The 25,109-nt window shown below is 42.1% G+C and carries 29 protein-coding genes; 22 read left to right on the forward strand and 7 right to left on the reverse strand.

Annotated features, from left to right (window positions below; translation table 11 throughout):
• Window position 1 precedes the first annotated feature (1 nt).
• The 8 genes from C9414_RS01230 to C9414_RS01265 all read left to right on the forward strand — a co-directional run bounded on the left by C9414_RS01230 (window position 2) and on the right by C9414_RS01265 (window position 6,788).
• Complete coding sequence (locus C9414_RS01230) at window positions 2–1,123, forward strand: N-acetylneuraminate synthase family protein (RefSeq protein ID WP_107162893.1); 1,122 nt, start codon at window positions 2–4, stop codon at window positions 1,121–1,123.
• Entirely contained in the window at window positions 1,116–1,856 is a 741-nt protein-coding gene (locus C9414_RS01235) for a cytidylyltransferase domain-containing protein (RefSeq protein ID WP_107162894.1), read from the forward strand. The genes C9414_RS01230 and C9414_RS01235 overlap by 8 nt, the downstream gene beginning before the upstream one ends.
• Window positions 1,853–2,881: a PseG/SpsG family protein gene (locus tag C9414_RS01240; protein WP_107162895.1), complete on the forward strand. Its 1,029-nt coding sequence runs from the start codon at window positions 1,853–1,855 to the stop codon at window positions 2,879–2,881. Before C9414_RS01235 ends, C9414_RS01240 begins: the two co-directional genes overlap by 4 nt.
• 2 nt (window positions 2,882–2,883) lie before the next feature.
• Entirely contained in the window at window positions 2,884–3,624 is a 741-nt protein-coding gene (locus C9414_RS01245) for a sugar phosphate nucleotidyltransferase (protein WP_107162896.1), read from the forward strand.
• Window positions 3,621–4,586: a dTDP-glucose 4,6-dehydratase gene (gene rfbB / locus C9414_RS01250; RefSeq protein WP_107162897.1), complete on the forward strand. Its 966-nt coding sequence runs from the start codon at window positions 3,621–3,623 to the stop codon at window positions 4,584–4,586. The genes C9414_RS01245 and rfbB overlap by 4 nt, the downstream gene beginning before the upstream one ends.
• 3 nt (window positions 4,587–4,589) lie before the next feature.
• A complete protein-coding gene (rfbD, locus tag C9414_RS01255; protein ID WP_107162898.1) occupies window positions 4,590–5,444 on the forward strand; it encodes a dTDP-4-dehydrorhamnose reductase in 855 nt (284 codons plus the stop codon).
• A complete protein-coding gene (locus tag C9414_RS01260) occupies window positions 5,437–5,892 on the forward strand; it encodes a dTDP-4-dehydrorhamnose 3,5-epimerase family protein (protein ID WP_107162899.1) in 456 nt (151 codons plus the stop codon). Before rfbD ends, C9414_RS01260 begins: the two co-directional genes overlap by 8 nt.
• Window positions 5,893–5,996: 104 nt before the next feature.
• Window positions 5,997–6,788 carry an SDR family oxidoreductase gene (locus C9414_RS01265; protein WP_306460553.1) on the forward strand — a complete coding sequence of 264 codons (792 nt, stop codon included), beginning with the start codon at window positions 5,997–5,999 and terminating at the stop codon, window positions 6,786–6,788.
• Between the two features lie 14 nt (window positions 6,789–6,802).
• Here C9414_RS01265 and C9414_RS01270 read toward each other — a convergent pair whose 3' ends face one another.
• The 6 genes from C9414_RS01270 to C9414_RS01295 form a co-directional block, all read right to left on the reverse strand.
• The gene (locus C9414_RS01270) at window positions 6,803–7,996 is read right to left on the reverse strand and encodes a pyridoxal phosphate-dependent aminotransferase (protein WP_181286090.1); all 1,194 of its coding nucleotides are present in this window, start codon (window positions 7,994–7,996) and stop codon (window positions 6,803–6,805) included.
• A gap of 17 nt (window positions 7,997–8,013) precedes the next feature.
• Entirely contained in the window at window positions 8,014–9,435 is a 1,422-nt protein-coding gene (gene bacD, locus C9414_RS01275) for an alanine--anticapsin ligase (RefSeq protein WP_107162902.1), read from the reverse strand.
• 15 nt (window positions 9,436–9,450) lie between these two features.
• Window positions 9,451–10,212, reverse strand: a complete 762-nt coding sequence (locus C9414_RS01280) for a glucose 1-dehydrogenase (protein ID WP_107162903.1) — start codon at window positions 10,210–10,212, stop codon at window positions 9,451–9,453.
• Complete coding sequence (gene bacB, locus C9414_RS01285) at window positions 10,209–10,916, reverse strand: 3-((4R)-4-hydroxycyclohexa-1,5-dien-1-yl)-2-oxopropanoate isomerase (RefSeq protein ID WP_107162904.1); 708 nt, start codon at window positions 10,914–10,916, stop codon at window positions 10,209–10,211. The genes C9414_RS01280 and bacB overlap by 4 nt, the downstream gene beginning before the upstream one ends.
• 1 nt (window position 10,917) lies before the next feature.
• Window positions 10,918–11,520: a type 2 periplasmic-binding domain-containing protein gene (locus tag C9414_RS01290; protein WP_107162905.1), complete on the reverse strand. Its 603-nt coding sequence runs from the start codon at window positions 11,518–11,520 to the stop codon at window positions 10,918–10,920.
• A gap of 149 nt (window positions 11,521–11,669) precedes the next feature.
• Complete coding sequence (locus C9414_RS01295) at window positions 11,670–12,902, reverse strand: MFS transporter (RefSeq protein ID WP_107162906.1); 1,233 nt, start codon at window positions 12,900–12,902, stop codon at window positions 11,670–11,672.
• A 145-nt stretch (window positions 12,903–13,047) separates the two neighbouring features.
• Here C9414_RS01295 and C9414_RS01300 point away from each other — a divergent pair, with 145 nt between their 5' ends.
• Window positions 13,048–13,527: an Lrp/AsnC family transcriptional regulator gene (locus C9414_RS01300; RefSeq protein WP_041087746.1), complete on the forward strand. Its 480-nt coding sequence runs from the start codon at window positions 13,048–13,050 to the stop codon at window positions 13,525–13,527.
• Window positions 13,528–13,652: 125 nt separating this feature from the next.
• Entirely contained in the window at window positions 13,653–14,621 is a 969-nt protein-coding gene (locus C9414_RS01305) for an alpha/beta hydrolase family protein (RefSeq protein ID WP_107162907.1), read from the forward strand.
• Between the two features lie 121 nt (window positions 14,622–14,742).
• Here C9414_RS01305 and hemQ read toward each other — a convergent pair whose 3' ends face one another.
• Window positions 14,743–15,513 (reverse strand): hydrogen peroxide-dependent heme synthase, encoded by a 771-nt coding sequence (gene hemQ / locus C9414_RS01310; RefSeq protein WP_024423793.1) that lies wholly within the window; start codon window positions 15,511–15,513, stop codon window positions 14,743–14,745.
• A 240-nt stretch (window positions 15,514–15,753) separates the two neighbouring features.
• Between hemQ and pta the strand changes: the two genes are divergently transcribed.
• The 12 genes from pta (at window position 15,754) to C9414_RS01370 (ending at window position 24,929) form a co-directional block, all read left to right on the forward strand.
• Window positions 15,754–16,725 (forward strand): phosphate acetyltransferase, encoded by a 972-nt coding sequence (gene pta / locus C9414_RS01315; protein ID WP_107162908.1) that lies wholly within the window; start codon window positions 15,754–15,756, stop codon window positions 16,723–16,725.
• Window positions 16,726–16,855: 130 nt separating this feature from the next.
• A complete protein-coding gene (locus C9414_RS01320; protein ID WP_107162909.1) occupies window positions 16,856–17,707 on the forward strand; it encodes a MurR/RpiR family transcriptional regulator in 852 nt (283 codons plus the stop codon).
• 150 nt (window positions 17,708–17,857) lie between these two features.
• Window positions 17,858–18,529 (forward strand): RraA family protein, encoded by a 672-nt coding sequence (locus C9414_RS01325; RefSeq protein WP_080967156.1) that lies wholly within the window; start codon window positions 17,858–17,860, stop codon window positions 18,527–18,529.
• 13 nt (window positions 18,530–18,542) lie between these two features.
• Complete coding sequence (locus C9414_RS01330) at window positions 18,543–19,418, forward strand: NAD(P)-dependent oxidoreductase (RefSeq protein ID WP_041087755.1); 876 nt, start codon at window positions 18,543–18,545, stop codon at window positions 19,416–19,418.
• 46 nt (window positions 19,419–19,464) lie between these two features.
• Window positions 19,465–20,799: a TRAP transporter large permease subunit gene (locus tag C9414_RS01335; RefSeq protein WP_047202597.1), complete on the forward strand. Its 1,335-nt coding sequence runs from the start codon at window positions 19,465–19,467 to the stop codon at window positions 20,797–20,799.
• A gap of 13 nt (window positions 20,800–20,812) precedes the next feature.
• A complete protein-coding gene (locus C9414_RS01340; protein WP_041087759.1) occupies window positions 20,813–21,079 on the forward strand; it encodes a hypothetical protein in 267 nt (88 codons plus the stop codon).
• A gap of 175 nt (window positions 21,080–21,254) precedes the next feature.
• Complete coding sequence (locus tag C9414_RS01345; RefSeq protein WP_107163158.1) at window positions 21,255–21,644, forward strand: YwqH-like family protein; 390 nt, start codon at window positions 21,255–21,257, stop codon at window positions 21,642–21,644.
• Window positions 21,645–21,648: 4 nt separating this feature from the next.
• A complete protein-coding gene (locus C9414_RS01350; RefSeq protein ID WP_107162910.1) occupies window positions 21,649–21,927 on the forward strand; it encodes a YwqI/YxiC family protein in 279 nt (92 codons plus the stop codon).
• An 11-nt stretch (window positions 21,928–21,938) separates the two neighbouring features.
• Complete coding sequence (locus tag C9414_RS01355) at window positions 21,939–23,606, forward strand: T7SS effector LXG polymorphic toxin (RefSeq protein WP_107162911.1); 1,668 nt, start codon at window positions 21,939–21,941, stop codon at window positions 23,604–23,606.
• A 15-nt stretch (window positions 23,607–23,621) separates the two neighbouring features.
• Window positions 23,622–23,984 carry a hypothetical protein gene (locus tag C9414_RS01360; protein WP_107163159.1) on the forward strand — a complete coding sequence of 121 codons (363 nt, stop codon included), beginning with the start codon at window positions 23,622–23,624 and terminating at the stop codon, window positions 23,982–23,984.
• 174 nt (window positions 23,985–24,158) lie between these two features.
• Window positions 24,159–24,428, forward strand: coding sequence for a hypothetical protein (locus C9414_RS01365; protein WP_039182236.1), 270 nt, complete (start codon window positions 24,159–24,161; stop codon window positions 24,426–24,428).
• 87 nt (window positions 24,429–24,515) lie between these two features.
• Window positions 24,516–24,929 (forward strand): SMI1/KNR4 family protein, encoded by a 414-nt coding sequence (locus C9414_RS01370; protein ID WP_258182566.1) that lies wholly within the window; start codon window positions 24,516–24,518, stop codon window positions 24,927–24,929.
• Window positions 24,930–25,109 lie beyond the last annotated feature (180 nt).

The following is a 25,109-nucleotide window of genomic DNA, read 5'->3' on the forward strand; positions in this document are numbered from 1 at the left end:
GATGGCGCATTTCTATATCGGAGATCGCAAAGTGGGGGATGGTGCGCCTGTCTTTATCATTGCAGAGGCAGGCATTAACCATGATGGAAAGCTGGATCAGGCACTTGCTTTAATTGATGTGGCAAAAGAAGCAGGTGCCGATGCGGTGAAGTTTCAAATGTTTCAAGCTGATCGGATGTATCAAAAGGAACCGGGTTTGTATGAAACAGCCAAGGGAGAAGAGGTGTCCATTTTTTCTTTAGTAGAAAAAATGGAGCTGCCGCCAGAATGGCTCCCGGTGTTATTGTCACGCTGCGCGGAAAAAGGGCTGATTTTTTTAAGCACAGTGTGTGACGAAGAATCTGCGGATCTGTTGAATCAGACTGATCCGCCGGCTTTCAAACTGGCATCCTATGAAATCAATCATTTGCCGCTTATGCGTCACACGGCATCTTTTCAAAAGCCCATTATTTTCTCAACAGCCGGGGCAACCATTTCAGATGTCCATGAAGCATATGAGGCGATTACAAGCGAACAAAATCAGCAGGTCGCTATCATGCATTGCGTAGCAAAGTATCCAGCACCTAGAGCTTACACGAACCTGCGAGTGCTTCAAACATTAGCTGCGGCATTTCCCGATGCAGTCATTGGCTTTTCTGATCATAGTGAGCATCCGACTGATGCGCCAGTGGCCGCTGTGAAGCTTGGTGCAGCAATCATTGAAAAGCATTTTACAGTAGATAAAACGTTACCTGGGGCTGATCATTCCTTTGCTCTTGATCCTGATGAATTGAAGGAAATGGTTCAGCATATTCGAGCGGCAGAAAAGCAGCGGCATCTAAAAGAAGCTGACACTCATTCAGTGCCAGAAGAGCTCCTTGGCAGTTCTTATAAAACGACAACAGCTATTGAAGGCAAGATTCGTGAATTTGCGTATCGAGGCATTTTTACGACAAAAGGCATTGCGAAGGGCGAGGCATTGACCGCAGAAAATCTAGCCGTGTTACGTCCAGGACAAAAAAGCCAAGGTCTGCATCCGCGGTATATGTCTATTTTACTTGGCGCAAAGGCTGTCAGAGATATCCCAGCCCATACAGGGGTTTCGTGGAAAGATGTACTCACGCAGGAGACGCCAAATGATTAATGATGTCCTCTTTGTCATACAGGCGAGAATGGGCTCAACAAGGCTGCCCAAAAAGGTGATGAAACCGATCGGCGGTATGGCGCTGATCGACCTGATTGTTGAACGAGTAAAGCAATCAGATCATTACAATCACAAAACGCAGAACCTCATGATCGCCACAACAGTTGAGGCAGAAGATGATCTGCTGGCTCATTATTGTCTCTCAAAGGGATATAAAGTATTTCGTGGCAGTGAGACAGATGTATTGCAGCGATTTGCACAGATTGTCCGTCATTTTGAACCGCAAATCATTGTGCGTTTAACAGGAGATAACCCATTTATAGATCCGGCCCTTTTGTCGAAAATGCTTGAAAAACATAGACAAGAGAAGGCTGATTACACGTATACGACTGGCACACCACTCGGTATTTCCGGGGAAATGATCGACGCACAGATTTTAAGTGAAATCGACAATTTTCCCCTTACGCAGCCAGAGCGTGAGCATGTCACGCTCTATATCAGAAAGCATCCTGAGCAATTTCATCTGCAATTATTCACACCGCCCAAAGAACTTGCATATCCTGCTTATCGATTCACGATTGATACAGAAGAAGATTATGAGTTTGCGACCCGTTTACTAGAGAGAGCTGGCGGATCCATTAATGTGCCTACGGCTGAACTCATCACCATTTGCGAACAAGATCCTGATATTGTTCGATTGAATCAATTTGTGAAACAGAAGGATGCTGAATGAACAAGAAAATCATGATTGTTGTGTATGGCGGGTTTTTAAGAGGAATGGGGCATGTTGTCAGAATGAAACGGCTGGCAAATCAACTGCTTCAAGAAGGAAACGACTTATATTTCTATACAAATGAACAGATCTGTGTAGAAATGATCTCAGGTCCAAATTGGCACGTTCATTTGGTGCAGGAGTCGAAGGCATTCCTTCAGATGGAAAAGGACATAAAAGAGCTGAATCCTGATCTTTTGCTGATTGATGTACTTGATTGTGACCTCCAATTTCTTCGATCGATCAAAGTGTCCTCCGGCTCTGCAAAGCTGGTTTTATTCGAAGAAAATAGAGCAGAAGCGTGTCAGCTTGCCAATGCTGTTGTGAACGGCATTTATGGCGGTCTGGACGAAAAGCACATGCAAGTAGATGGGACAGCATATTTTGATGGAACACCGTATTTATTGTTAGATCAAGAGATAAGCCGATTAAAAGACACATACGAGGTTCGAAAAGAATGCAAAAAGGTGGTCATCAGCCTTGGAGGCAGTGACCCGCGCGGATTGTTATCAAAGGCTGTATCAGCACTTCTCGAAGCTGATCACCTACACATTTTAGCGATTACAGGAAAAGCCTCCCGCATTGAAGAACAAATAGAGGCTGAGCATATTCAATTCATTCGTCATACAGATCAATTACCTGCGCGTCTCTCGGAAGCCGATCTGGCAATAGTGGCTGGCGGGATGACGTTATACGAGGCAGTTTGTATCGGAGTGCCCAGCATTGTCCTTTCACAAGTAGACCACCAAGAAGTGACAGCCGCTCGTTTTGCGCAAAAGGGAGCCTGTCACCATCTTGGATTAGGTGAACTTGTGGATGAAAAAGATATTCGGCGTGCTGTGGAAAGACTGTCCGGCAGCTATTTTCTCCGCAGAAGCATTCATCTCAATGGACGGACACTCATAGATGGAAAAGGAACTGAACGAGTGAAAAACATTCTTATACACCTCATGAATCATCACCAAAAAGAACATAAGGATGTGTAAATGTGAAGGGAGTTATTTTAGCAGGAGGAAAGGGATCACGACTGGCGCCTTTAACGAAGATTTTCAATAAACATTTATTGCCGGTTGGTCCATATCCAATGATTTATTGGTCATTGTTCAAATTGAAGGAAGCAGGGATTTTAGATGTGATGGTCATATCACAAGAAGAACAAATCCCGCTGTTTCAAAAGCTGCTTGAAAGCGATCAGGAACTGGGGATGAACATCGTATATCAGGTACAGCCTGAAGCGTCTGGGATATCAGACGGTTTATCCTATGCAAAGCCCTTTGTAGAAGGGGAGAAGTTTGTGCTGATGCTTGGTGACAATGTATTTGAGGATTCGCTAAGCCCTTTTGTTGAAGCTTTTCAGCAGCAAGAAAGTGGAGCCAAGGTTCTGTTGAAAGAAGTGGCAGATCCAAAGCGGTTTGGTATTGCAGAAATTGATGCCGCCCGCCATCAGATTTTATCAATAGAGGAAAAGCCGGAGCATCCGCGCTCATCCTACTGCGTCACGGGCATCTATTTTTATGATCAAGAAGTTTTTCAATATATTGAGAGAATCTCGCCGTCAGATCGAGGCGAATTAGAGATTACAGACGTGAACAATCTCTATATCTCAAATAGCCAGCTGACCTATGATATGTTAAAAGGGTGGTGGATTGATGCAGGAACACATGAATCTCTCCACCAAGCATCTGCGAAGATGTTTGAAACGATGAAGAAAAAAGAGGGATCCGAATGACGAAGTCTTATTTAATTACAGGCGGAGCGGGTTTTATCGGACTAAATTTTGTGAAGCTGATGCTTCAGGATGCAGACGTCCGGCTCACCGTTTTTGATAAATTAACGTACGCCAGTCACCCAGAGGAGATGGATGAATTAATAAAGTTGTCTCATTTTCGTTTTATTCAAGGGGATATTACCCTTCAGCATGAGCTGGATCAAGCCTTTGACGAAGTCTATGATGCGATCATTCACTTTGCGGCAGAATCGCATGTTGATCGCAGCATTGAATCGGCAGAGCCATTTATTCAAACAAATGTCCTCGGAACGTATCGTATGCTTGAAGCGGTCTTAAAAGGAAAGGCGAAAAAGCTCATTCATATTTCAACAGATGAAGTATATGGAGATTTGGAGCCAGATGATCCTGCTTTCACAGAACAAACACCACTTTCACCGAATAATCCTTATTCAGCAAGCAAGGCGAGTTCAGACCTGCTTGTGAAATCCTATATCCACACTCACCAATTACCCGCGATGATTACACGATGCAGCAACAATTACGGACCGTATCAGCATGAGGAAAAATTAATACCAACCATTATTAGAAAAGCAGTCAATGGAGAAAACATCCCAATTTATGGAGACGGTCAGCAAATTCGCGATTGGCTGTATGTAGAGGACCATGCGAGAGCTGTGAAGCAGGTGCTCGAAAATGGCACAGCGGGGCAGGTATACAATATTGGCGGCGGCAATGAGAAAACAAATCTCGATTTGACCAAAACGATTTTATCACAGCTCGGAATCAGTCATGATCAAATTGCGTTTATTCAAGATCGAAAAGGACATGACAGACGGTATGCCATTGATGCCAGTAAGCTAAAAGGCGAGCTCGGCTGGACGCAGGAGACGTCATTTGAAGAAGGTATCGAAAAAACGATCAATTGGTATCGAACCAAATACGATCAGAGCGAAGAAGGGTGACGGATGAAAGTTTTAATCACCGGTGCAGGCGGCCAATTAGGGAAAGAATTGAGCAGGCAGCTCAAGGAAAAAGACATGACCGTCATTGCCTTAACGAGGAACATGCTCAATATCGCAGACCAGCAAGCAGTCAGGCATGCGATGAGACACTATCAGCCTGATATTGTTGTCAGTGCAGCAGCCTATACATCTGTTGATCAATGTGAAACAGAAACCGAAAAGGCGTATCTTGTGAATGGTATTGGCGCCTACTATACAGCATTAGAAGCAAAGCGCGCAGGGGCTGATGTGTTACATGTCAGTACAGATTATGTGTTTGACGGGCAGGCGGACACCCCTTACCAAGTCGATGCACAAGCAGATCCTCAAACCATTTATGGAAAGAGTAAAAAGCTTGGTGAGGAATTGATTCAGCTTGTATCAGACGAAGTGAAAATCATTCGTACCTCGTGGCTTTACGGACATGAGGGGCATAATTTTGTGAATACCATTCTTCGGCTCGCTGAAACGAAGGATCATTTACGCATTGTGAACGATCAGATAGGGTCTCCTACTTATACAAAGGATGTAGCTGAGGCTCTGATTCATTTGTTTGATCAGAAGGCAGGCGTGTACCATGTCAGTAACCGAGAAAGCTGTTCCTGGTTTGATTTTGCGTCAGAAATTGTGATGAAAAGCGGCTTGTCCACCACAATTGAGCCGATTACCACGGAAGAGTACGGCTTCCAAACGCCACGCCCGGCCTATTCTGTCTTAGATCTTCAAGCGATTGAAGCCACAGGCTGGCAGCCGAGGCATTGGAAGGATGCACTTCACGAATACTTGCAGAAAGAAGGGAGATGGCATCAGCATGATTGATGGTGTTGAAACGAAAAAACTCATGAAACATTGTGATGACCGCGGCTTTTTTGCAGAGCTCATTCGAGATGATGAACCGATGCTGAAACGCTTTGGGCAGGCGTCATGGTCGAAAAGCTTTCCAGGCGTGATCAAAGCCTTTCATTATCATGAAAAACAAGACGACGTTTGGTTCTTCCCCACAGGTCATGCACAGGTCGTGTTATATGATTTGCGTGAGGACTCTCCCACAAAGGGGCAAACCGATGTGTATTATATGGGAGAAGACAATCCGATGCTGCTTCTCATCCCAAAGGGTGTCGCACATGGCTACCGTGTATTAGGTGAGACGCCGCTGCAAATTGTGTATTTCACAACAGAATCGTATGACCCGAAAAACCCAGATGAAAAGCGAATCGCCTGGAATGACGAAATGATCGGGTTTGATTGGGAAACGACATTTAAATAGAGAACGAGGGGCCTTTCGCAGGAGAAAGGTCTTTTTTTGTTGAAATACATTCTATATGTGTCATTTTATGTATATGTACGAAGCTGATAAGAAAAGGGATGTGGATGAGTTTGTCTAAAAGAATTGCATTTGTAACAGGAGCAAGTACAGGGATTGGAAAGGCCATCGCCATTAAGCTTGCCGCTCAAGACCATGTAAAGGTCATCATCAATTCTAGAAATCAATCCTCACTAGAAGAAGCGCAGCAGGACATTGGGCGTATGGCAGAAACAAAGGAGCCGGTGGCTCTTTTCTGTGGCGACATGTCAGATGAAGGAGTGAGGGCTGACGCTTTTACGAAAATAGAAAAAGAGTTTGGTAGACTGGATGTGTTGATTAATAACATTCCAGGGGGGAAGCCGGATACCTTTGATTCATGTGACAGCGAGCAGATGATGGCAGTATTTTCTCAAAAAGCCATTGCGTACATTGATACGATGAAGCGTGCAGCAGCGATGATGAAACGACATGAGTATGGCCGGATCATTCAAATTGTCGGGAACCTATGGAAGGAACCCGGTGACCAAATGTTTACGAACAGTATGATGAATGCAGCGATTATCAATGCTAGTAAAAATGCTGCCACACAGCTTGCATCTTCAGGGATCACAGTGAATTGTTTAAACCCGGGATTTATTGCTACAGATCGGTATGAACAATTTATCGGAAACATGATGCGTAAACAGGCATTAACGCGGGAAGAAGCTGTACAGGCTGTAGCGTCAGGAATTCCAATGCAACGAGTGGGCTCAGCGAGTGAAATGGCTTCATTGGCCGCTTTTATCGCATCAGAGGAAGCCTCCTATCTTACAGGACAACAAATATCTGTCGATGGTGGAGCGATGAAAAGTATATAGCATCAAAAAAACCGCTATATGCGGTTTTTTTGATTAAAGCGAATCGGAAGAATGCGAAGCCGGTCGATAAACAGGGCAAGCTGTTCTATTGGAGCAACCATTGAGATGCGGACATGACGTTTTCCATGTGCTCCAAACACACCCCCAGGCGTGACAACGACATCAGTATGTTCGAGTAAATAGTCTGCAAATGCATGAGAATGTTCAAACTCATCAGGGATTGGAGCCCATAAATAAAAGGCGCCAGCTGGATGTTCGATGGACCATCCTAGCTGCTTTTCTGCCTGACGGATGAAGAAGTGAATTCGTTCAAGGTAGACCTCTTTTAATGATTGAATGTGACGGTCATCACTTTGTAAGGCGACGGTTGCGGCTTGTTGAAATCCTCCATACATACTGACAAACACATGATCTTGGAAGGCGTTAATTGCTTGGATGATGTCCTCATTACCTACAGAAAAAGCGACTCTCCACCCTGCCATATTAAATGTTTTGGATAGAGAATATAATTCTACTCCTACACTTTTTCCAAGAGGAGCATTCAGAAAGCTTACTGGTTTTTGCTCATAATGAAATGAACCATAGGCAAAATCATGAATGACATGTAGTCCGTGAGCCGATGCGAAATCAGCAGCCTCTTCAAAAAATGCATCATTTGCCACAGCACCTGTTGGGTTATTCGGATAATTTAAGAAAAGAACCTTTGCCTTTTTGAGCACCTCCGGATCAATTGAAGAGAGATTCGGCAAATAGCCATTTTTCGATTCAAGTTTGATGCAGTAGGGCTTTGCGTCTGCCATCAAGATCCCAGAATGATATTCTGGGTATCCTGGATCGGGGACGAGGGCAATGTCCCCGGGGTCAAGCAGACACTGACTCATGACATAAAGGCCTGTTTTCCCCCCATTGAAAAGGGCCACTTCTTTCTGTGGGTCTATCTCAGTGCCGAACTCCTTTTTGTAGAAATCTGCAATGGCTTGCTTGAAAAAGTCGAAGCCTCTAAAAGGTGCATACTGCTGAAACTCTAAAGTGCCTGCTGCCTCTTGAAGGGCGCTTACGATATGTGCAGGAGTCGGAAGATCAGGATTTCCCTGCCCAAGGTTTATGATGTTCGCCCCGTTTTGTGCTTTATGTGCAATTTTCTCAAAGACGGTTCCAAATTTCTGTTCTGGCAGCCGTTCAATCACGTTAGATGGTAAGATCTTCACCACATTACCCTCTCTTTCTATCCCTTCACTAATTCATCCATTAACTGAATGGCAGCTTGCTTCTGTAAGTTGCGGATGGATGCGGCAACATCCTGTGAGGATGACCCTTTTAATTCAAGCGACACGATGCTATTAAAGGCTTCGAATAAAGAGAGATCCACAAAGGTGCCTTTAGATGGGACGGTTTCACTGATGATCACAGTATCTCCAACTAAAGCGTCCTGCGGAATATGGACATGATCAATGGTGATATGTGTGGCATCTGCCGGTATGTGCCCGCTTTCTTTGAAATGCTGAGGGTACAAATGGCAGTCTGCTATATAATGCGTATGTCCAGAAAGCAGCTCTTTTGGCAGCTCCGCTTTTTTTCCATCGACTAATACATCGATCAGCAACTTGGCCATATCCACCCCAAACACTTTTTTGATATTCGGAATCATATTCCAGCCAGCAAATCTAGCTGCGGATTCGATCAGTCCCGTTTCTCGATTTTTCATGAGCTTGATCTCTGTATGGGTCGCACAGTTTTCAAGGCCCAGCCCTTCATTTGCCTTCTTTGCTGCCTCAATGATGATTTGCTGGGCTTCATTGTCTAGTATCGAGGGAGTAATATGAGCCGTTTCTGTAAAACCGATTTGAGGGGTCTTGTCATGAATGACAAAAGGGATATATTCTCCCTCCACGACTAATCCTTCTACACTGACATAATCAGAATAGCCATCCTCTTGATACCAATCCTCGTAAGCACCCTCTAAGTACGTTTCAGCGACAAATGGTGCTTCATATGTCACAGCGTTTGGGACGGGAATTGTTTGCAAGTAGGATTGTACGTTTAAAAAAAGATCATCACTGCCGGCTCTGTCATGAAAAAGGGTCACGCCAATGGAGCTTGCTAAATATGTAGGCTTTAAAATAAGCGGTGTCCCGATATGTTCAATAGCTTGCTGGAAATCAGCTAAAGTCGTGACAGGCTGAGTTTTCACCGCTTTGACACCAGCAGCGTTGAATGCAGCTCTCATTTGGCTTTTATCACGCGCCATTTCAGCTGCCTTTACCCCAGCGCCGCGCAGCCCCAGCCGCTCGGCGGCTTTTGCCATTGGTGCAATAAATAATTCATTATTGGTGGTGATGGCATCAGCTTTGAAAAAGGAAGCCACACGGACTAGGTCATCCACCACCTCTTCCTCTGATTTCAAATAATCATCATGTGCCCAGTAAATAGAATCAGGGTGTTCAAAAGAAGGGTGTGTCTCAAAATAATCGCGGTCTTTGATGACGGCAATGGAGTATTTTTCTATTAGTTCAGCGTGACCCTTTGTAATGGCAAAAGGTCTAGGGATATAAGAAACGATATGATAAGATGCCGCCACACTTTCATAAAACATATGGGGCGGGCATCCTCCTAAATCAGCAATGACAAGTACGGTTTTTTTACTCAATGAAAGCACTCCTTTTTATCTAGCGGTGTAACCGCCATCTGCTGTGACAACACTTCCAGTCATATAGCTGGATAGATCAGAGGCGAGAAACAGCATCACGCCCGCAATTTCTTCAGGTTTTCCGAGACGAAGCAAGGGATTCACCTTTGCTTTTTCCTTTTTGACAAACTCAAGACTTTCTGAATGATTGTCTAAAAAGGATTTTTCATTTAATGGCGTATCAATGATGCCTGGGGCGATACAATTCACCCTGATTTGATGAGCGGCATAGTCGATCGCCATCGATTTGGTGAGCTGGATGACACCGCCCTTTGTTGCGTTGTATGCAGGAATGTCCGGCCAGCCAACGAGTCCTCCGACAGATCCAGTATTAATAATACTTCCGCTTTTCTTCTCAAGCATATGCGGCAATGTATGCTTACTCATGAGAAATACACCCGTCAGGTTGACCTGTAGAATGTGGTTCCAATCCTCCAGTGTCATCTCGTGAATAGGTGAGACAATTTCGATGCCTGCATTGTTAATCAACACATCAATTGTCCCGAATTGGCTCAGCACGGATTGAACGGTTTTTTGACAGTCAGCCTCATTTGTAATATCTGTTTTGAAAAACGCAGCATGTTCATGAGGCAATGATTCAACAAGTTGTTTACCGCTATCTTCATTAATATCAGCCACAGCTACTTTTGCTCCGTGTTCAAGGAAAAGCTTGACGGCGGCAAGCCCAATCCCAGACGCACCTCCTGTAATCAGGACCACTTTTCCGGCAATGTTCATTTCTTCACCTTAGACGCTTTTGGCTTTAAACGGTTATAGCGTGGAGGGAAGAAGAGATTAATAGATTTTGATGCTTCTGGCTTTGGATTAATGGCGCCGTGATCTTCTTTTGGATCACAGAAGTAGGTCGTGCCAAATTCCATCTTCTCTGTAAAGCCTTCAATCGTCATATCGTAACCACCGCTAATGCAAATCCCGATTTGTTCATTACGGTGCTTATGAAAAGGCATTTCCCCGCCATTCCCCGGAATGTTGGCAATCATAAGCTCCATCCAGTCCTCCACAAAAAAGGTCACTTCCATGCCAGGAAGCAAATTACGCGTTTTGAAAATGTCTAAGAAATAAGTAGGAGGAGCCGTATATTCCTCGCCATCTTTTAATCTCTTAATATCAATGGCGATCACTTCTTCATCTGTCAAATTCGATGCGCTGTGAGGAACGAATGGTGGTGCAATATAGGCTGATTCTAATGGGGTGAGCACTTGGGTCGATTGGCCGACCGTCATTTGAAGCTCGCCTTTTAATACGATGCCGATTTGTGCTTCTGGATGCTCGTGAGGTTCGATGATCGTGTGAGGAGGGACGTATGAAATTAACACTTCCGTATCGCCTCTGACAGTAGAATATTGGATGACACCATTATCCCATTCTCGTTTTTTCGCTTGAGGAAAATATAATTCTTGCACCTTTTGTTCAGTCGTCATGTTACATCTCTCCTTTTCCGAATATAGACCAGCTCATAGGAATGCTTTTAAATGTTCGAATGAAGGTGAGGCCGTATGTAGCTCTAGCCACCTCATTGGTTAAAGCGAAATCAAATTCGCCGTCTCTTACTTTTTGTGCGGCTGTACTTGTAGAATTGACAAGCTCAAATTCAGCATTTTGATGAATAAAATATTGAATCAAATTCACAGGTGCAGGATGAGAAACAATTTTTAAATGTTGAAGCATTTGTTCTTGAAAGGGGAAATCTGGTCTGACAGCCAAACCATACATGGGCGTGTCACATCTGAATATTTGTAAAAGCTGCAGGTCAGGTCTCATGTAGAAGTGTTTAATTCCTTCGTATGCGTGTGGAACGAGAGTGTATTGGAGTGCGTTAGAGAGAGTATGTTCAATGCAAGTTTCGAATGTGTCGTAAAGGGATAGTTTCGTATGAGTGCCGAGTGTAGTGGTGGAATGAGAGATGAAATGTTTTGCTGCATATTCACTGCTTGTCCCCTTAGGGCCTAATGTATTGACTGTAAACATCTTAGGTGAAACGATGGGCTCTTCTTTGAAATGAAAAACATCATTCTTTAAGATCATGTTTACCATCCAATCTTTTTCAAATTTTTACTAGATTATAAAAAATAAAATTGGTAATTGTCAACATAATTTATAAAAAATGTATTTTATGATAATATTAAAAATTGATCTAAAAAACTGCACATATCGAGATGTGCAGTGAAATGAGCTCACGTTTCAAAGGTATTTTTATGTTTCTGCTGTAAGGTTTTTTCACGTTTATAGCTGATGAAGCTGATGAGAAAACCAACGAGCGTAATGAGTGCACATACAAGTCCTACCGTATGATAGCCGAAATGGACATAAACAGGTCCCATCAAAGCGGACCCAAGCATAACGGCTAGATTGGAAGCAAGGCTGTAAAAAGCCATCACTTTGCCTCGGTGTGTTTGGGAGCAGTCGCTCAGGACGGTGCTCAAAAGCGTGACGGATAAACTTTGCATGGCACCCCAAATAAATAAAGCGAAAATGAGCAATGTCCATGAGAACGGGGCATAAGGAAGTAAGGCAAGAACGAGCGTAATGCCGCCCAGCACAAAGAAAAGAGACCGTGTTTTGCCAAACCAATCTGCTAATTTCCCGGTAAATATACTCATGGAAAAACCAACGCCATAAGCCATGATCAGAAGTCCAGCTGTTGATTGCCCTCCGGAAAACAAACTTTGCAGGTAAGCTCCTAAAAATGAGTACATGCCATAAAATCCAAGCATGTTACAAAATGTCACGGTCAAATAGGCAGGGACACGGTCGATTTTCAAAGCCCCCCATAAAGAGCCTGATTTCTCCCTAGCTTGAGGTGCCTTCGGATGAGCTGTGGCGACTTGTTTTCGAGATTCAAGGATGACGAGCAGCAGGACAACGAGACTCATCATGGCGAAAATCCAAAATGTCCAGCGCCAGTTCAAACTTTGACCGATAAAAGCGCCAATGGGCACACCAAGGACAAGAGAAAGAGACCAGCTCGATACAATGAGTCCCATCACTTTGCCGCGATATTCATATGGAACCCGGTCGCCCACAAGAGCATAGGCTGTTGGCACAAATACACCAGTCGCCAGCCCAGAAATAGCACGGCCGGCAAAAAACACGGCCAAATTTGGGGCAGCAGCACACATCACTGTTCCAATCAAAAAGAAAGACAGCCCAATTATCAAACACAGCTCTCTTGAATACCGGTCCCCTAAAGGAACGAGAAGCGGAGCTCCAACCAGCACAGCTAACCCATAAATGCTGATGGAAAGAGCGAGAACATCAAGAGAGTGCTGAAAGGAGTTTGATAAATCAGGCAGCAGTGGTGAAATCACCAGTTCCTCCGATCCCGCCGCAAAAACGCCAAGTGTGAGTGCGATGGCAAGTGTGATGGGAAATGTTTTAGAAGCCTGGCTGTCTAAAGATTCTTTCATCAAGTGATCCCTCCATACTTGCTTTTTCATTCAATTCCGTTAAAATAAATTCTACCATTATTTAGTTTTATTTTACATTTCGCATCATAAGTATTATCATCAAATACTTTTCAAATGGAACGATTTTTGGATAGGAGAGGTACGAATGAAAATCACCGATGTAGATGTGCATATTTTAAATGAATTGAGAGAAGATGCCCGCTTATCCATGAGGGAATTGTCCAAACGAGTGAATTTATCAGCACCTGCGGTAGCAGAAAGAGTGCGTAAATTAGAGGACGCAGGGATTATCGAAGGGTATTCTGTTCAGGTCAATTATAAAAAATTAGGGCTTCTGATTGACTGCCTGCTGGAAGTTACGGTGTTAAATGGGGAGTATCAGCGTTTTGTGGCTTTTATGAACGAGCACCCACGCGCTTTTTTTGCTTATCGAGTGGCAGGACAGTCTTGCTTTTTCATTAAGCTGTCAGTTTCGTCTCTTGAAGAAATTGAAGCCTTTATTCAAGAAGTGTCTGGATTTACAAAAACCGTCTCCCATATTGTCTTGTCAGAGCACTCTTTTTCCCATCCCATTCAGGAACGCTTAAAACAAATAGAAGAGCCAGAAATGACCGTGGTGAAATAAAAAGCTTCAGATTGTTGACAAAGGGCTAAAATGATCTTTATTTTAGCCCTTTGTCTTCTTTCAGCTCAGCGTGATAGAAAGAAAGCCTTTATAGTAATAATTTGAGATCAAAGGAGTTAATTTTTTTGAAGCTTTTAAAAGTAATAGATTACGCAGCATTAATGGATATGCACAGAACAAGAAGCAAAGAAAGTCACTATAATAATTTGCCTATTGACGTAGGTAATAGGGAACGTTTTTTTAGTGCTCAGCCAATTGATTTAGAATTTCACATCGATAACCATACAGCAAACTTAAAAAGTGGAATATTTTCTTTTAATTCAAGCATCAAATCTGGTGTAGATAAGAATGATAAGGTTTCTGGGGAAGTGTTTTTACGAAAAGAGTCAAAGCACAAGCCCAATGTAATCTTCGTACATGGATGGCGAATGGATTCATACGACAGAATCAAGAAGATTTATCATGATAAGATCGTTAAAAATTATGATTGGAATATGTATTACTACACGCTGCCTTATCATTTCGATAGAGAACCACAAAATTCAACATATTCTGGTGAACAGATGATTAGTGCCAATATAAGTCGAACAGTGCAATCCTCCCAGCAAGCTATTGTTGAACTTAGAGGGCTGATTAAATGGATCAAGGAAAATGAAGGTGGGGAAATAATCGTAGTTGGTATTAGTTTAAGAGGGTGGCTAACAAACTTATTAGCAACAGTCGAGAAAGACGTGAATATTGTTGTATCAGCTTTTTATGCGAATAATATTGCGCATTCCATCTGGAACACTCTTCCTGGGAAGTATATACGAAGAGATCTGGAGGAACATGGAACAGAGTATGAAGAACTCGACAAAGCTTGGGATATTATGAACCCTAGTAAAGCAAAACTTCTCGTAGACAAAGAAAATGTACTCTTAATATCAGGGAAATATGACATGTATATTGACATAAATGATGCTGATACTCTGTGGAATAGCTGGAATCAACCTAAAAGGCACGTATACAGTTGTGGCCATGCTGGAATTGTACTATCTAGAAATAGAATAGCAGCCGACACACTTCAATTTATTGAAAGCAGGCTAAAGAAATAAAATGATGTTCATTTAGTTTTGTTTCTTACTTATCCTGAAAATGATGTTTCTCATGATGTGATCACCTTTCTAAACAAATACATAAAAAGGCTTCGGAAAGATCCGAAGCCTTAAGAGTTTATCATACATGGAAATAAGACGCCAGCTGCTCGTTTGCTAAACGGTTTCCAACAAAGAAGGAACCGAATTCGCCGTAGCGTGCACTGACTTCATCAAAGCGCATTTCATAAACCAATTTTTTAAATTGAAGCACGTCATCAGAGAAAAGGGTAACGCCCCACTCATAATCATCAAAACCAACAGAACCTGTAATGATCTGTTTTACTTTCCCAGCATAGCTTCGGCCAATTAAGCCATGGCTTCTCATAAGAGATTTACGCTCATCCATGGAAAGCATGTACCAGTTGTCATTGCCAGAACGTCTTTTATCCATTGGATAGAAGCACACGTATTGAGAAGAAGGAAGCTCTGGATATAGGCGCGCACGTACATGCGGGTTCTCGTAAGGATCTCCGCCATCGCCGCCTCCTGCTAAGTAGTTGCTGAGCTCAACAACTGAAACATACGAATAAGCTGGAATCGTAAATTCTGCTAGTCGTGTTTTGTTGAATTCAAGTTCAATTTCACCTAGTTCTTCCATTGTCGGACGTAAAATCATGAGCATAATATCTGCTTTTTGGCCGACAATACTATAGATTGTTTGGCTCCCAGCTTTATCTTGCTCAGCTGTTTTCCATTTTTCCAATAGACCTGTGAACTCATGAATGATGGCTTGGCGCTCATCACTTGTCAGCAGCTTCCAAGCTGTCCAGTCGATCGTTCTAAAATCATGCAGCGCATACCAGCCATCTAGTGTTTGAGCTGCTTCATTTGTTGTATGTTGTTCGCTCATTTCTTTCACTCCTATTAACAGTTTTCCATCTGTTCCAACTATAACATAGTTTGTCCAAATGGAGATGTGATCAAAACTTGAACGAAGAAAACAGCTTTTATGAAAATTGATTAAATTAGTTTGAAAAATAAGAATTTAATTTGTAAGCGCTATAATATAAGTTGGTAGTTTGAATTTAGGTAGAAGAAGAGTATGCTTAAAAGAGAACGCTTTTTTTGTAAAATCAAGGAGGGTATTGTAGTGGCAGATATTTTTTCAACAGTTCAGGAAAAGGTTGCAGGTAAAGGAGTAAAGATCGTTTTTCCTGAGGGAATGGACGAACGCATTCTAACAGCCGTTCAAAAACTAGCAGATGGCAAAGTATTACAGCCAATTGTGGTAGGTAAAAAACAAGAAGTTGAAGCAAAAGCAAAAGAATTAGGTCTTACACTTGATGGTGTTGATGTGTATGATCCACATACATATGAAGGTTTTGAAGAGCTTGTACAAGCTTTCGTAGAAAGACGTAAAGGCAAAGCAACAGAAGAGCAAGCAAGAAAAGCATTACTAGATGAAAACTACTTCGGTACAATGCTTGTGTATAAAGGTCTTGCAGACGGACTTGTGAGCGGTGCGGCACACTCAACTGCTGACACAGTGCGTCCAGCACTTCAAATCATTAAAACAAAAGAAGGCGTAAAGAAAACATCTGGCGTCTTCATCATGGCTCGCGGCGAAGAGCAGTACGTGTTTGCTGATTGTGCAATCAACATTGCTCCAGACAGCCAAGATCTAGCTGAAATTGCGATCGAAAGTGCAAACACAGCAAAAATGTTTGATATCGAATCACGTGTGGCAATGCTTAGCTTCTCTACTAAAGGCTCAGCTAAATCAGACGAAACAGAAAAAGTATCAGAAGCAGTTCGCATTGCAAAAGAAAAGGCACCTGAGCTTGTACTTGATGGAGAATTCCAATTCGATGCAGCTTTCGTTCCTTCAGTAGCAGCGAAAAAAGCGCCAGATTCCGTCATCAAAGGCGATGCCAGCGTATTTGTTTTCCCTAGCCTCGAAGCAGGAAACATTGGCTACAAAATTGCACAGCGCTTAGGTAATTTTGAAGCTGTAGGTCCAATCCTACAAGGCTTAAACCAGCCAGTAAACGATCTTTCAAGAGGCTGTAATGCCGAAGACGTTTACAATCTTGCGCTTATCACAGCAGCTCAAGCACTATAATGATCTCGACAAAGGCAGCCAGTACGATAGATTCGTGCTGGCTGTTTTTTTGATGACAAATGTGTACAATATAGGGGGAAAAGAAAAAATTTGATCGTAGATAAAGCCGATAGAATAGGCAGGTGCAATAATGGACGATTTCATACATAAGCTTCAGCATAAGGTCGCGGGATTAACAGAGGCACAAAGGAGAATTGCAGATTATATCGTGCACAATCCGATGGAGGTCGCGTTTTTAACTGTAGATAAATTGGCTTCAAAAGTTGGGACGAGTACAGCTACCATCATGAGATTCTCTACTGCTGTAGGGTATTCCGGTTTCTCTGAGCTTCAAAAAGAGCTTCAATCAAACATGAAGCATAAAGCTGCCCCTCAAACGAGACTTGAAGCGAACCTCAAGCATTCAAATAAAAGTAAGCTTCTGCACAACCATGTGGAGCTGCAATTTCAAAATATCCAGTACGCTTTAGACAATATCACGGAAGAAACCTTTCAGCATATTGTTGAAAAAATAGCCAGCTCCCGCCAGGTTCTGTGTACAAGTGTCCGAAGTGGAAGACCTGTTGGCGAGTATCTGTCATTTGGAATCAATCGGCTATTGGGGAACTGTCAATATATTGATGCGGACAAAAGCGACTGGGTGGATGATCTCGTTCATTTTCAATCTGATGATTTCATTATAGCGGTCAGCTATCCTCGCTATGCAAAGCGTATAAAGGACTTGCTGGAGGCAGCGAAGTCATATGGGGTGGAAGTGCTTTTAATTACAGACAGCTACAGCTCTCCACTAACTAAGTATGCACAATATGTATTACCATGTTCCTCAGCAAGTGTGGGCTCTCATAACTCTGTCGTATCTGCTATCTTTATCGTAGATTATATTTTAAGTGCCTTAGCCATTAATGACCCTGAAAGAACAAAACCTCGTTTAGATCAAATCAATCATATGTTAACGAAAATGAGTTATCACACAACACATTAGTCGTGTGGTGACTCATTTTTTTCATTTAATTTTTATGAAAGCGCTTTACTAAATAAAATCGAGATGGTATGATCGTGTCACGAAAGTAATATATATTACTTTAATAAAGTTGAATGTAACGAATATAACTCAAAGGGGATGATGGAAACAATGAGTACTGTTCAATTTGTGTCAAATGATCTAATAGATCGGGCAAGAAAGCTTAACTCAACCTTGCTGTCAGACGTGATGGGATGCACCGGAGCGATGGATCATCAAATTAAGCCTGTTGCAAGAGGCATGAATATAGTAGGGACAGCTTTTACCGTTAGCTTACGGCCAGGGGATAATTTATTTCTTCATCAAGCGATCTATTCTGCTAAAGAAGGAGATGTACTGATTGTTGATGGAAAAGACCATAAAGGTCATGCATATTTAGGGGAATTGATGGCACATTCAGCAAAGGCTGTAGGAATAGAAGGAATCGTGATTGACGGGCTTGTTCGCGACAAACTCTCTTTAGAGGAGCTGGCATTTCCTATATACAGTAAGGGGTTTATGCCAAACGGACCTTTTAAAGATGGTCCTGGGGAATTGAATCAAACCATCTCGTGCGGCGGTGTCAAAGTAGCACCAGGTGATTTAGTCATTGCTGACGATGATGGAGTCGTCATCGTTCCACAGGAAAAGGCGGAACACCTGCTCACACTAGCGGAAGAGAAACAAGCGTATGAAAATCAGAGATTAAAAACGATTCAACAGTATGTGGACGAAGGAAAGCAAGACATCAGTCTCTTAGCACCAGCATGGCTGGAAGGCAGAATGAAAAAATTTCAGGGATAGGGGAGAATCGGTGATGAAGATAGGCTTTATCGGTTATGGAGAAGCAGCATATGAGCTATCAACGGGATTGAAAACAGAAGGATTAGATCAATTTTACGCGTATGATGTACTATTACAAAATGAGAAATTAGCTGGCGCGTTGAAAGAGAAAGCATCGCAGACAGGAGTTCAATTAACCAGCAGTATCAGCGAAGTCATTGAGAAATCTGATATTGTGATTGCAGCTGTGCCAGCGAATAAAACCTTAGAAGTGGCACAATCTGTAACGGGAAGTTTGAAAAAGAATCAACTATATGTAGATGTGTCAGCATCAACACCAGACATCAAAAAACAAGTGGCAAACGAAATTGAAAAGCAAAAAGCTCTATTCGTAGATGCTGCCATGCTAGGGCCTCTTCCAGTCAACAAACACAAGGTTCCAATCACGGCAAGCGGCAGTGGAACTGACCAATTCATGAAAGTAATGAATGCTTATGGCATGAATATCACAAAAATCAGTGACCAGCCAGGAGATGCTTCTGCCTTAAAGCTGATCAGAAGTGTTTATATGAAGGGGATCGTTGGTCTCATGATTGAATTTTTGGAAATTTCCAAAAAATATAATGTGGAACAACAAGTGATTTCTTCATTAAGCGATACAATGGATAGCAAAAGTTTTGAAGAGACCATGAACCGTCTTGTGACAGGGAGTGCATTACATGCAAAACGACGAGCGATCGAGCTTCTTGGCTCTATTGAAATGTTAGATGAAGCAGAGGTTGATGCCAGCATGTCTCGGGCAGCGCAACAGAAGCTAGAGAGATTAGCAGACTTTCAATTCGTTGAACGGTTTAATGGGAAAAAGCCGGCCAGCTGGGAAGAAGTCATTGACGTGATGCAGCAGGGGTAATAAATTGTAAGCGTTTTATTTAACAAAGGGGAGGCGAAAAAACGATATGGGTTTTATTGCGTTGATTGTATTCATAGCTGTCATCATTATATGGAATGTCGTCGTGAAACGGAATATGGGAGAAGCCATGCTATTAGGCTTTATTGCAACCACATTATTTGGCGGATTGGATGCATTAAGACTTTTCTGGGATGGATTAAAATTCGCATCCACATATGAGGTGCTCTATGCAGCTGTCGCATTTGTATTCATGGCTTATTTAATTGAAAAGCTGGAATTAATTCATGCACTCTTGCGAATCTTAAATTCGGTTGTAGGTAAACTTCCTGGTGGAGCGGCTTATATGAGTACGTTAGGCTCAGCAGTCTTAGGTGCTCTTTCGGGTTCAAATTCTGCAAACACAGCTGCCACTGGCTCTATCACGGCCTCTTGGATGATTAAATCAGGCTGGAGCCGAACCCATACAGCGACCATTTTAGCAGGGAATGGCGGACTTGGAGCGGCACTGCCTCCGAACTCTTCCATGTTTATCATGCTGGGGTTTGCACCAATTGCAGCCCTTGTATCTGAGGGAGATTTATATATTGCGCTTCTAATAGGAGGACTGTATCAAGTCGTATACCGATTTATTTTGGTGTATATTCTGGTGAAAAAGAATAAAATTCAGGCCATGCCGCCAGATGATATTCTTCCTTTTAGGGAAGCTGTGAAACAAGGGTGGAAGTCGATCTTTATTTTTTTCGGTGCCTTGATTCCTATCATTATCACAATTGGTCCACTGGCAAACTACTTAAAAAGTAATCCAAACATTGGACCAGAGGCAATGGATCACATTTCTTTAATTACGTGGATTCCGATTCTCATGATGTTGATTAGTTTAACGATCGGGAGAAAAAAGGCGTCTGCACTTGATTGGTCTCAGTTTTTCAAGTCGGCCATTCCTAAATTTACAACGATCGGTGCCTTGATGCTGTTTGCTGTTGCGGCAAGCCAGGTGCTTGCTGAATTAGGATTGGCAGAAGATTTGACGCAAATCACATCAGTACTTACCATTCCGAAATGGCTCATGGTACTCATTGTGGGAATTCTTGTCACGCTGGTGGCTGGACCATTATCTTCTACAGCCACATTAACAGCTGTTGGACTTGTCTCGTTTTCAGCTTTAGTCTCAGTCGGAGTGGATCCAGTTGTGGCTGTTGTCGCCATTCTTGCTTTTTCATCGACAGAAGGCGCTTCCCCGCCGGCATCAGGATCGATTTTCATTGCTTCTGGTCTTGCAGGAGCCAAACCTGAGAAAACCTTTATACCACTGATTCTCTACTATATGCTGCCGATCGTGGGAATTGGCTGGCTCATCGGAATGGGAATACTTCCAGTATAGAAAGGAGAAACACATGAGAGCATTAATGGAATTATTATTTAAAGTGCTGCTTGTCCTGTTCTTAACGTCAGGAGCCCTGTTGGTATTTGGTCAAATACTAGGGATTGTCTTGCAAAAGGGAGATATGATTATTGCAAGTACGAATCTATTCAAAAACCCAACACTGGTGTTAAGTGCCTTTTTTAGTCTTGTTGGTTTCTCTCTGAATTATATTCCTGAAAAGAAAGACACCTCATTTAGCGATCATCCATCAGCATCAGCGAGTGATTCGCTCAAATAAGCAATAAAAAGCTGGATTCAGTAAATGAATTCAGCTTTTTTGCGCGTTAGAAATAGGTATTAAAACCCAATACGTACGATTCATTTTTTGGTCAATTCACTTTCAATCATATGCCTCTTGTTCTAGTAAATGGTAACATAACGGAGGACTATTTAAGGGATAGAGGTGTTTGACCATATCTGGAGCAATCATCGGTTATAAAACAGCCTTGTATTCATTAAAGGCAGATATATCTATAAAAAAAGAACAAATCATCGAACTCAACCTGTGCCGCAAAGAAATCAAAGAGGCAAAATTAACCCTGTCAGATGCCAGCAAGAAAATCACTCATCCGGATCTGACATCACATACATGGTTTGGCCATTTGGCAGACACGTTTGATGACATTCGAGACGAAATGGCTTCTGCCAGTCAGGAAATAAAAGGTGTACAGCTAACCAATCTATTAAATCGAATTGATGAGATAATTAGTGATTTCACATCGGAGATTCATTCGTTAGAAAATGAAATTCATTCGGTTGAAAGAAAAATAGAGAAAGAAAAGCAGGAAGAAAAAAGAGGGTAGTCACATGACGAGAGAAATTAAAATAGATGCCAGTCAGGTCAAACGAGTATTACAGCAAGCAAAACAATCAGGCGCTCAAATGAATGCAGCCCTTCCAACAACCATCAAAGGAAGAAATCAGCTCCTGACAGCAGACTCATTAGAAAAGATTAATCAACAGCTGAACGAATTAAGTACATCTTATATAGGCATCCTTCAGAAACAGCTTGTACAAACAGAACAAGCGGTGAACACCATGATTGAAACGGACAAGGCGCTTGCTTCCAGCAGTAAAAGAAAATAAAGGAGAACGCAATGAAAACCCTTGACGCCTTTGGGCTAATAAACGGAATAGATCAAACGCTGAATACGTTAAAGCAGCAGTCACAGCAAATCAGCTCCTTAGAAAAACAAATCCATCACATCATCTCACTCGACGGCGCACTAAAGGGAGAGGCGGGACAAGCCATCCGCGCCTTCTATACAGAATGCCATATTCCCTTCCTGCAATTCTTTCAGGTCGTCATTGAGGAATATAGCGCTGCATTGAAAAACACAAAGCAGACTCTTCATGCACTAGAATCAAACGAGCACGGCTTTATCTCACAAGCGTTTATCGAAGATGATCTTGATCAAGGCTTAAAAAAAGCTGAACGTACGATTTCTGAAATCGTATCAGAGGTAAACCACGCCATCGGAAGAGTTGGTCATATTGTTCACTTGCCAAGTGTAGACGAATCAGCTTTTCAGCAAAACTATCAAAAGGCATGGCTTGAGACCTCAAAAACCATTGGTCTGCTTCATGCATTTGACAGGGAGCAGAAAAATGCTTTACATGAAACCAAAAGCTCCCTTCAAACAATGAAGCAATACATAGATACCTTGAGTACCATGTTCACCGGCCCTAAAATCGACATCACGAGCTATCAAAAGGGATCTATTTTCAAAGATGGAAAAGAAGAAAAAGTAAGCAGCACCATCAGTGGATTGAACGACAAAATAGACAACCCAAAAGACAATCCAATGATCATCATGCTGAAGAAACTGAAAGAGAAACAACAAGCGAATGTGGAGACGGTTGTTCGGAATGACACCCATAAAAACATCAGTAAACAAATCACAGCAAACGATCCGTCGTTTACGACATTGCAAAGGGAAGCCGTGAACGGGAAAAATAAGATTCATAGAGACATCAGGGTCATAAATGGTAAACTATTCAACGTAAAAGGCATTAAAAAGTTAAAAGAATTCGACATCGCAGATGAAGTCGTCACGGACCCATCGGATATTAATTTTATTGGCGGAAGATACACCGTTTACGCCAATAAACAACTCATCCGCACGTATATCGCAAACGGCGAAATAAGAATAGAAGAAGTCGACAAAATCCCAGAAAGCCGCAGCCGTGGCAACGCTAAACGCATTTTAGATGGTCAAGTTGTCTCAACCACCGAAAACATCATCCTAGAATACAGCGGCATCTACGACGGCTACCGAGCCGTTACTGGCAAAGACCCAGAAACCAGCCAAAACATCAGTAGAACAGACCAAGCCCTATCCGCAGCCTCTATTATCCCAATGACGAAGATAGTGAAGGTTGGGAAATATGTTTTTAGGTTGGATCAAGGGAAGAATGTGAAGAGGATTGAAAAGACGGCTAAAGGTGCGGGTGACCTGATTAAATTCAAAGGTGATCAAGCTATTATTCATTATGAAAAGCATAGTAAAGAGATAATGGATGCAATGGGTAAAAATCAATACAATATCAAAAATTACCTTAAAGATGCAAATCACGTTATTCAGAAGGGGAAATATGTACCAGAACTGAATGGTTATGTGAGGCTTGTTGGTGGAAAGGGAAGTGCAAAATATGGTTTTGTTGGGCTTGATAGAAAAACAGGGAATATTACCACATTTCATATAAAATCGGTTAAAGAACTTTCTAAAAAAGCACCAAGTTTAGGGATAAAAACAAAGAAGTAAAAAAGGGTGATCGTATTGAAAATAAAAAAAATAAACTGGATTTCACAAGAAGCTTCAGAAGCTGAAGTGATTGTAACAGATGGTGAACTGGAAATAATGTGTTTTGCTCAACCATTAAATTACCGTGAAGAAAGTGAACTATTAGAGCCTATTTATTGTTTAGATGTGTCAGACCTAGTGAAAGCTGAATTGTCAGAGTATAGAATTGAAAAATTAGATGATAATTTTAGCTATAGCTTCTTAGGACAATTAATTGATAAGCATGATGAAAAAGTGAGAGTAGGCGGACTTTTATTAGAATTGGATAACAATTTACCAGGAGATATAAATGAAGGCGATTTTATAAGGTTTAATTGTCAACGACTTGATATTTATTAGTAAGAGATGATGTCTTTAAACCCTTGAAAGTCTATAAACTTTTAAGGGTTATTTGAAATATAATAATAGTTGAATCGATATACCTGCTTAAGAACGATAATGATCAGATACACTCAGGGATAGCTTGTTGAATTGACAAGAGAATAAAAAATGCTGATTCTTTAGGAGCGTTCAATGAACAAAAAACAAGAACTAACGAAACAAATCCAAACCGTCATCAACATCCTAGAAAAAGACTATTCCCAAAAAATCAATCAAGGTGTTCTCCAATTAATATACAAAAGATATAAGGATGCACAAAGGATCATTCAGAACAATGAAGATCTCCAAAAGATGTTGATCATTGGCGGGGTAAGAGCTTATTTGGATAGTTACAATGATTATTTAAACCCCTTTCTAGATGAATTACATAAAGCAGAGAGTTTGCTAAAAGAAATGCTGTAATAGATAAAATGGCTGTCTATAGTTCTAGATGAGGCTATTTTCTTTTAAAGATGTATAAAAGGGTCATGAAAAAATCAGCTGCTTAACATAGAGGAGGCTCTTAAAATGCTCAATTTAACTCAAATCCTAAATTTGCACGTGAACAAACCAGCAAGTGACATACATATCAAAGAGGCAGAATCCCAGCTAAACATGGTGCTGCCCCATGCTTATAAGGAATTGTTGAAACAGACAAATGGATGTTCTGTTGGAGGCGATGTTCTACTATACGGAACTGAGGACATAGTGGAACGCAATGCAACGTGGGAGGTTCAGCAGTATGCAAGCGGCTATGCAGCAATTGGTGACGATGGCGGCGGGCGAGTACTTCTCATGCGGCAGGCAGAAGAGGAGAAAAAAGTGTGGATCGTCGATACTGGTGTGATGGACCCTCAGCATGCGGAACTGGTCGCTGAAGACTTGTTGAGCTGGGTAAATGAGGGCTGTTTCATAGAAGTTTAGTTTATTAAGGAGATGATCAATTTGCCGTGGAATACATTGATCGCTGCATGCCTCGTGGTTGGGGTTCCTGTCGTTTTAATTGCAGCTGTTTATTTCATCTCGAAAAGGAAGAACAAGAAAACAAAATCATCTAACTGAAACGCTCTGTGACGCCAAATGTTATGGAGCTTTTTTGCATTC

It is taken from the genome of Bacillus sp. Nf3 (assembly GCF_003028545.1).
In the GTDB taxonomy this organism is placed as follows: domain Bacteria; phylum Bacillota; class Bacilli; order Bacillales; family Bacillaceae; genus Bacillus; species Bacillus safensis.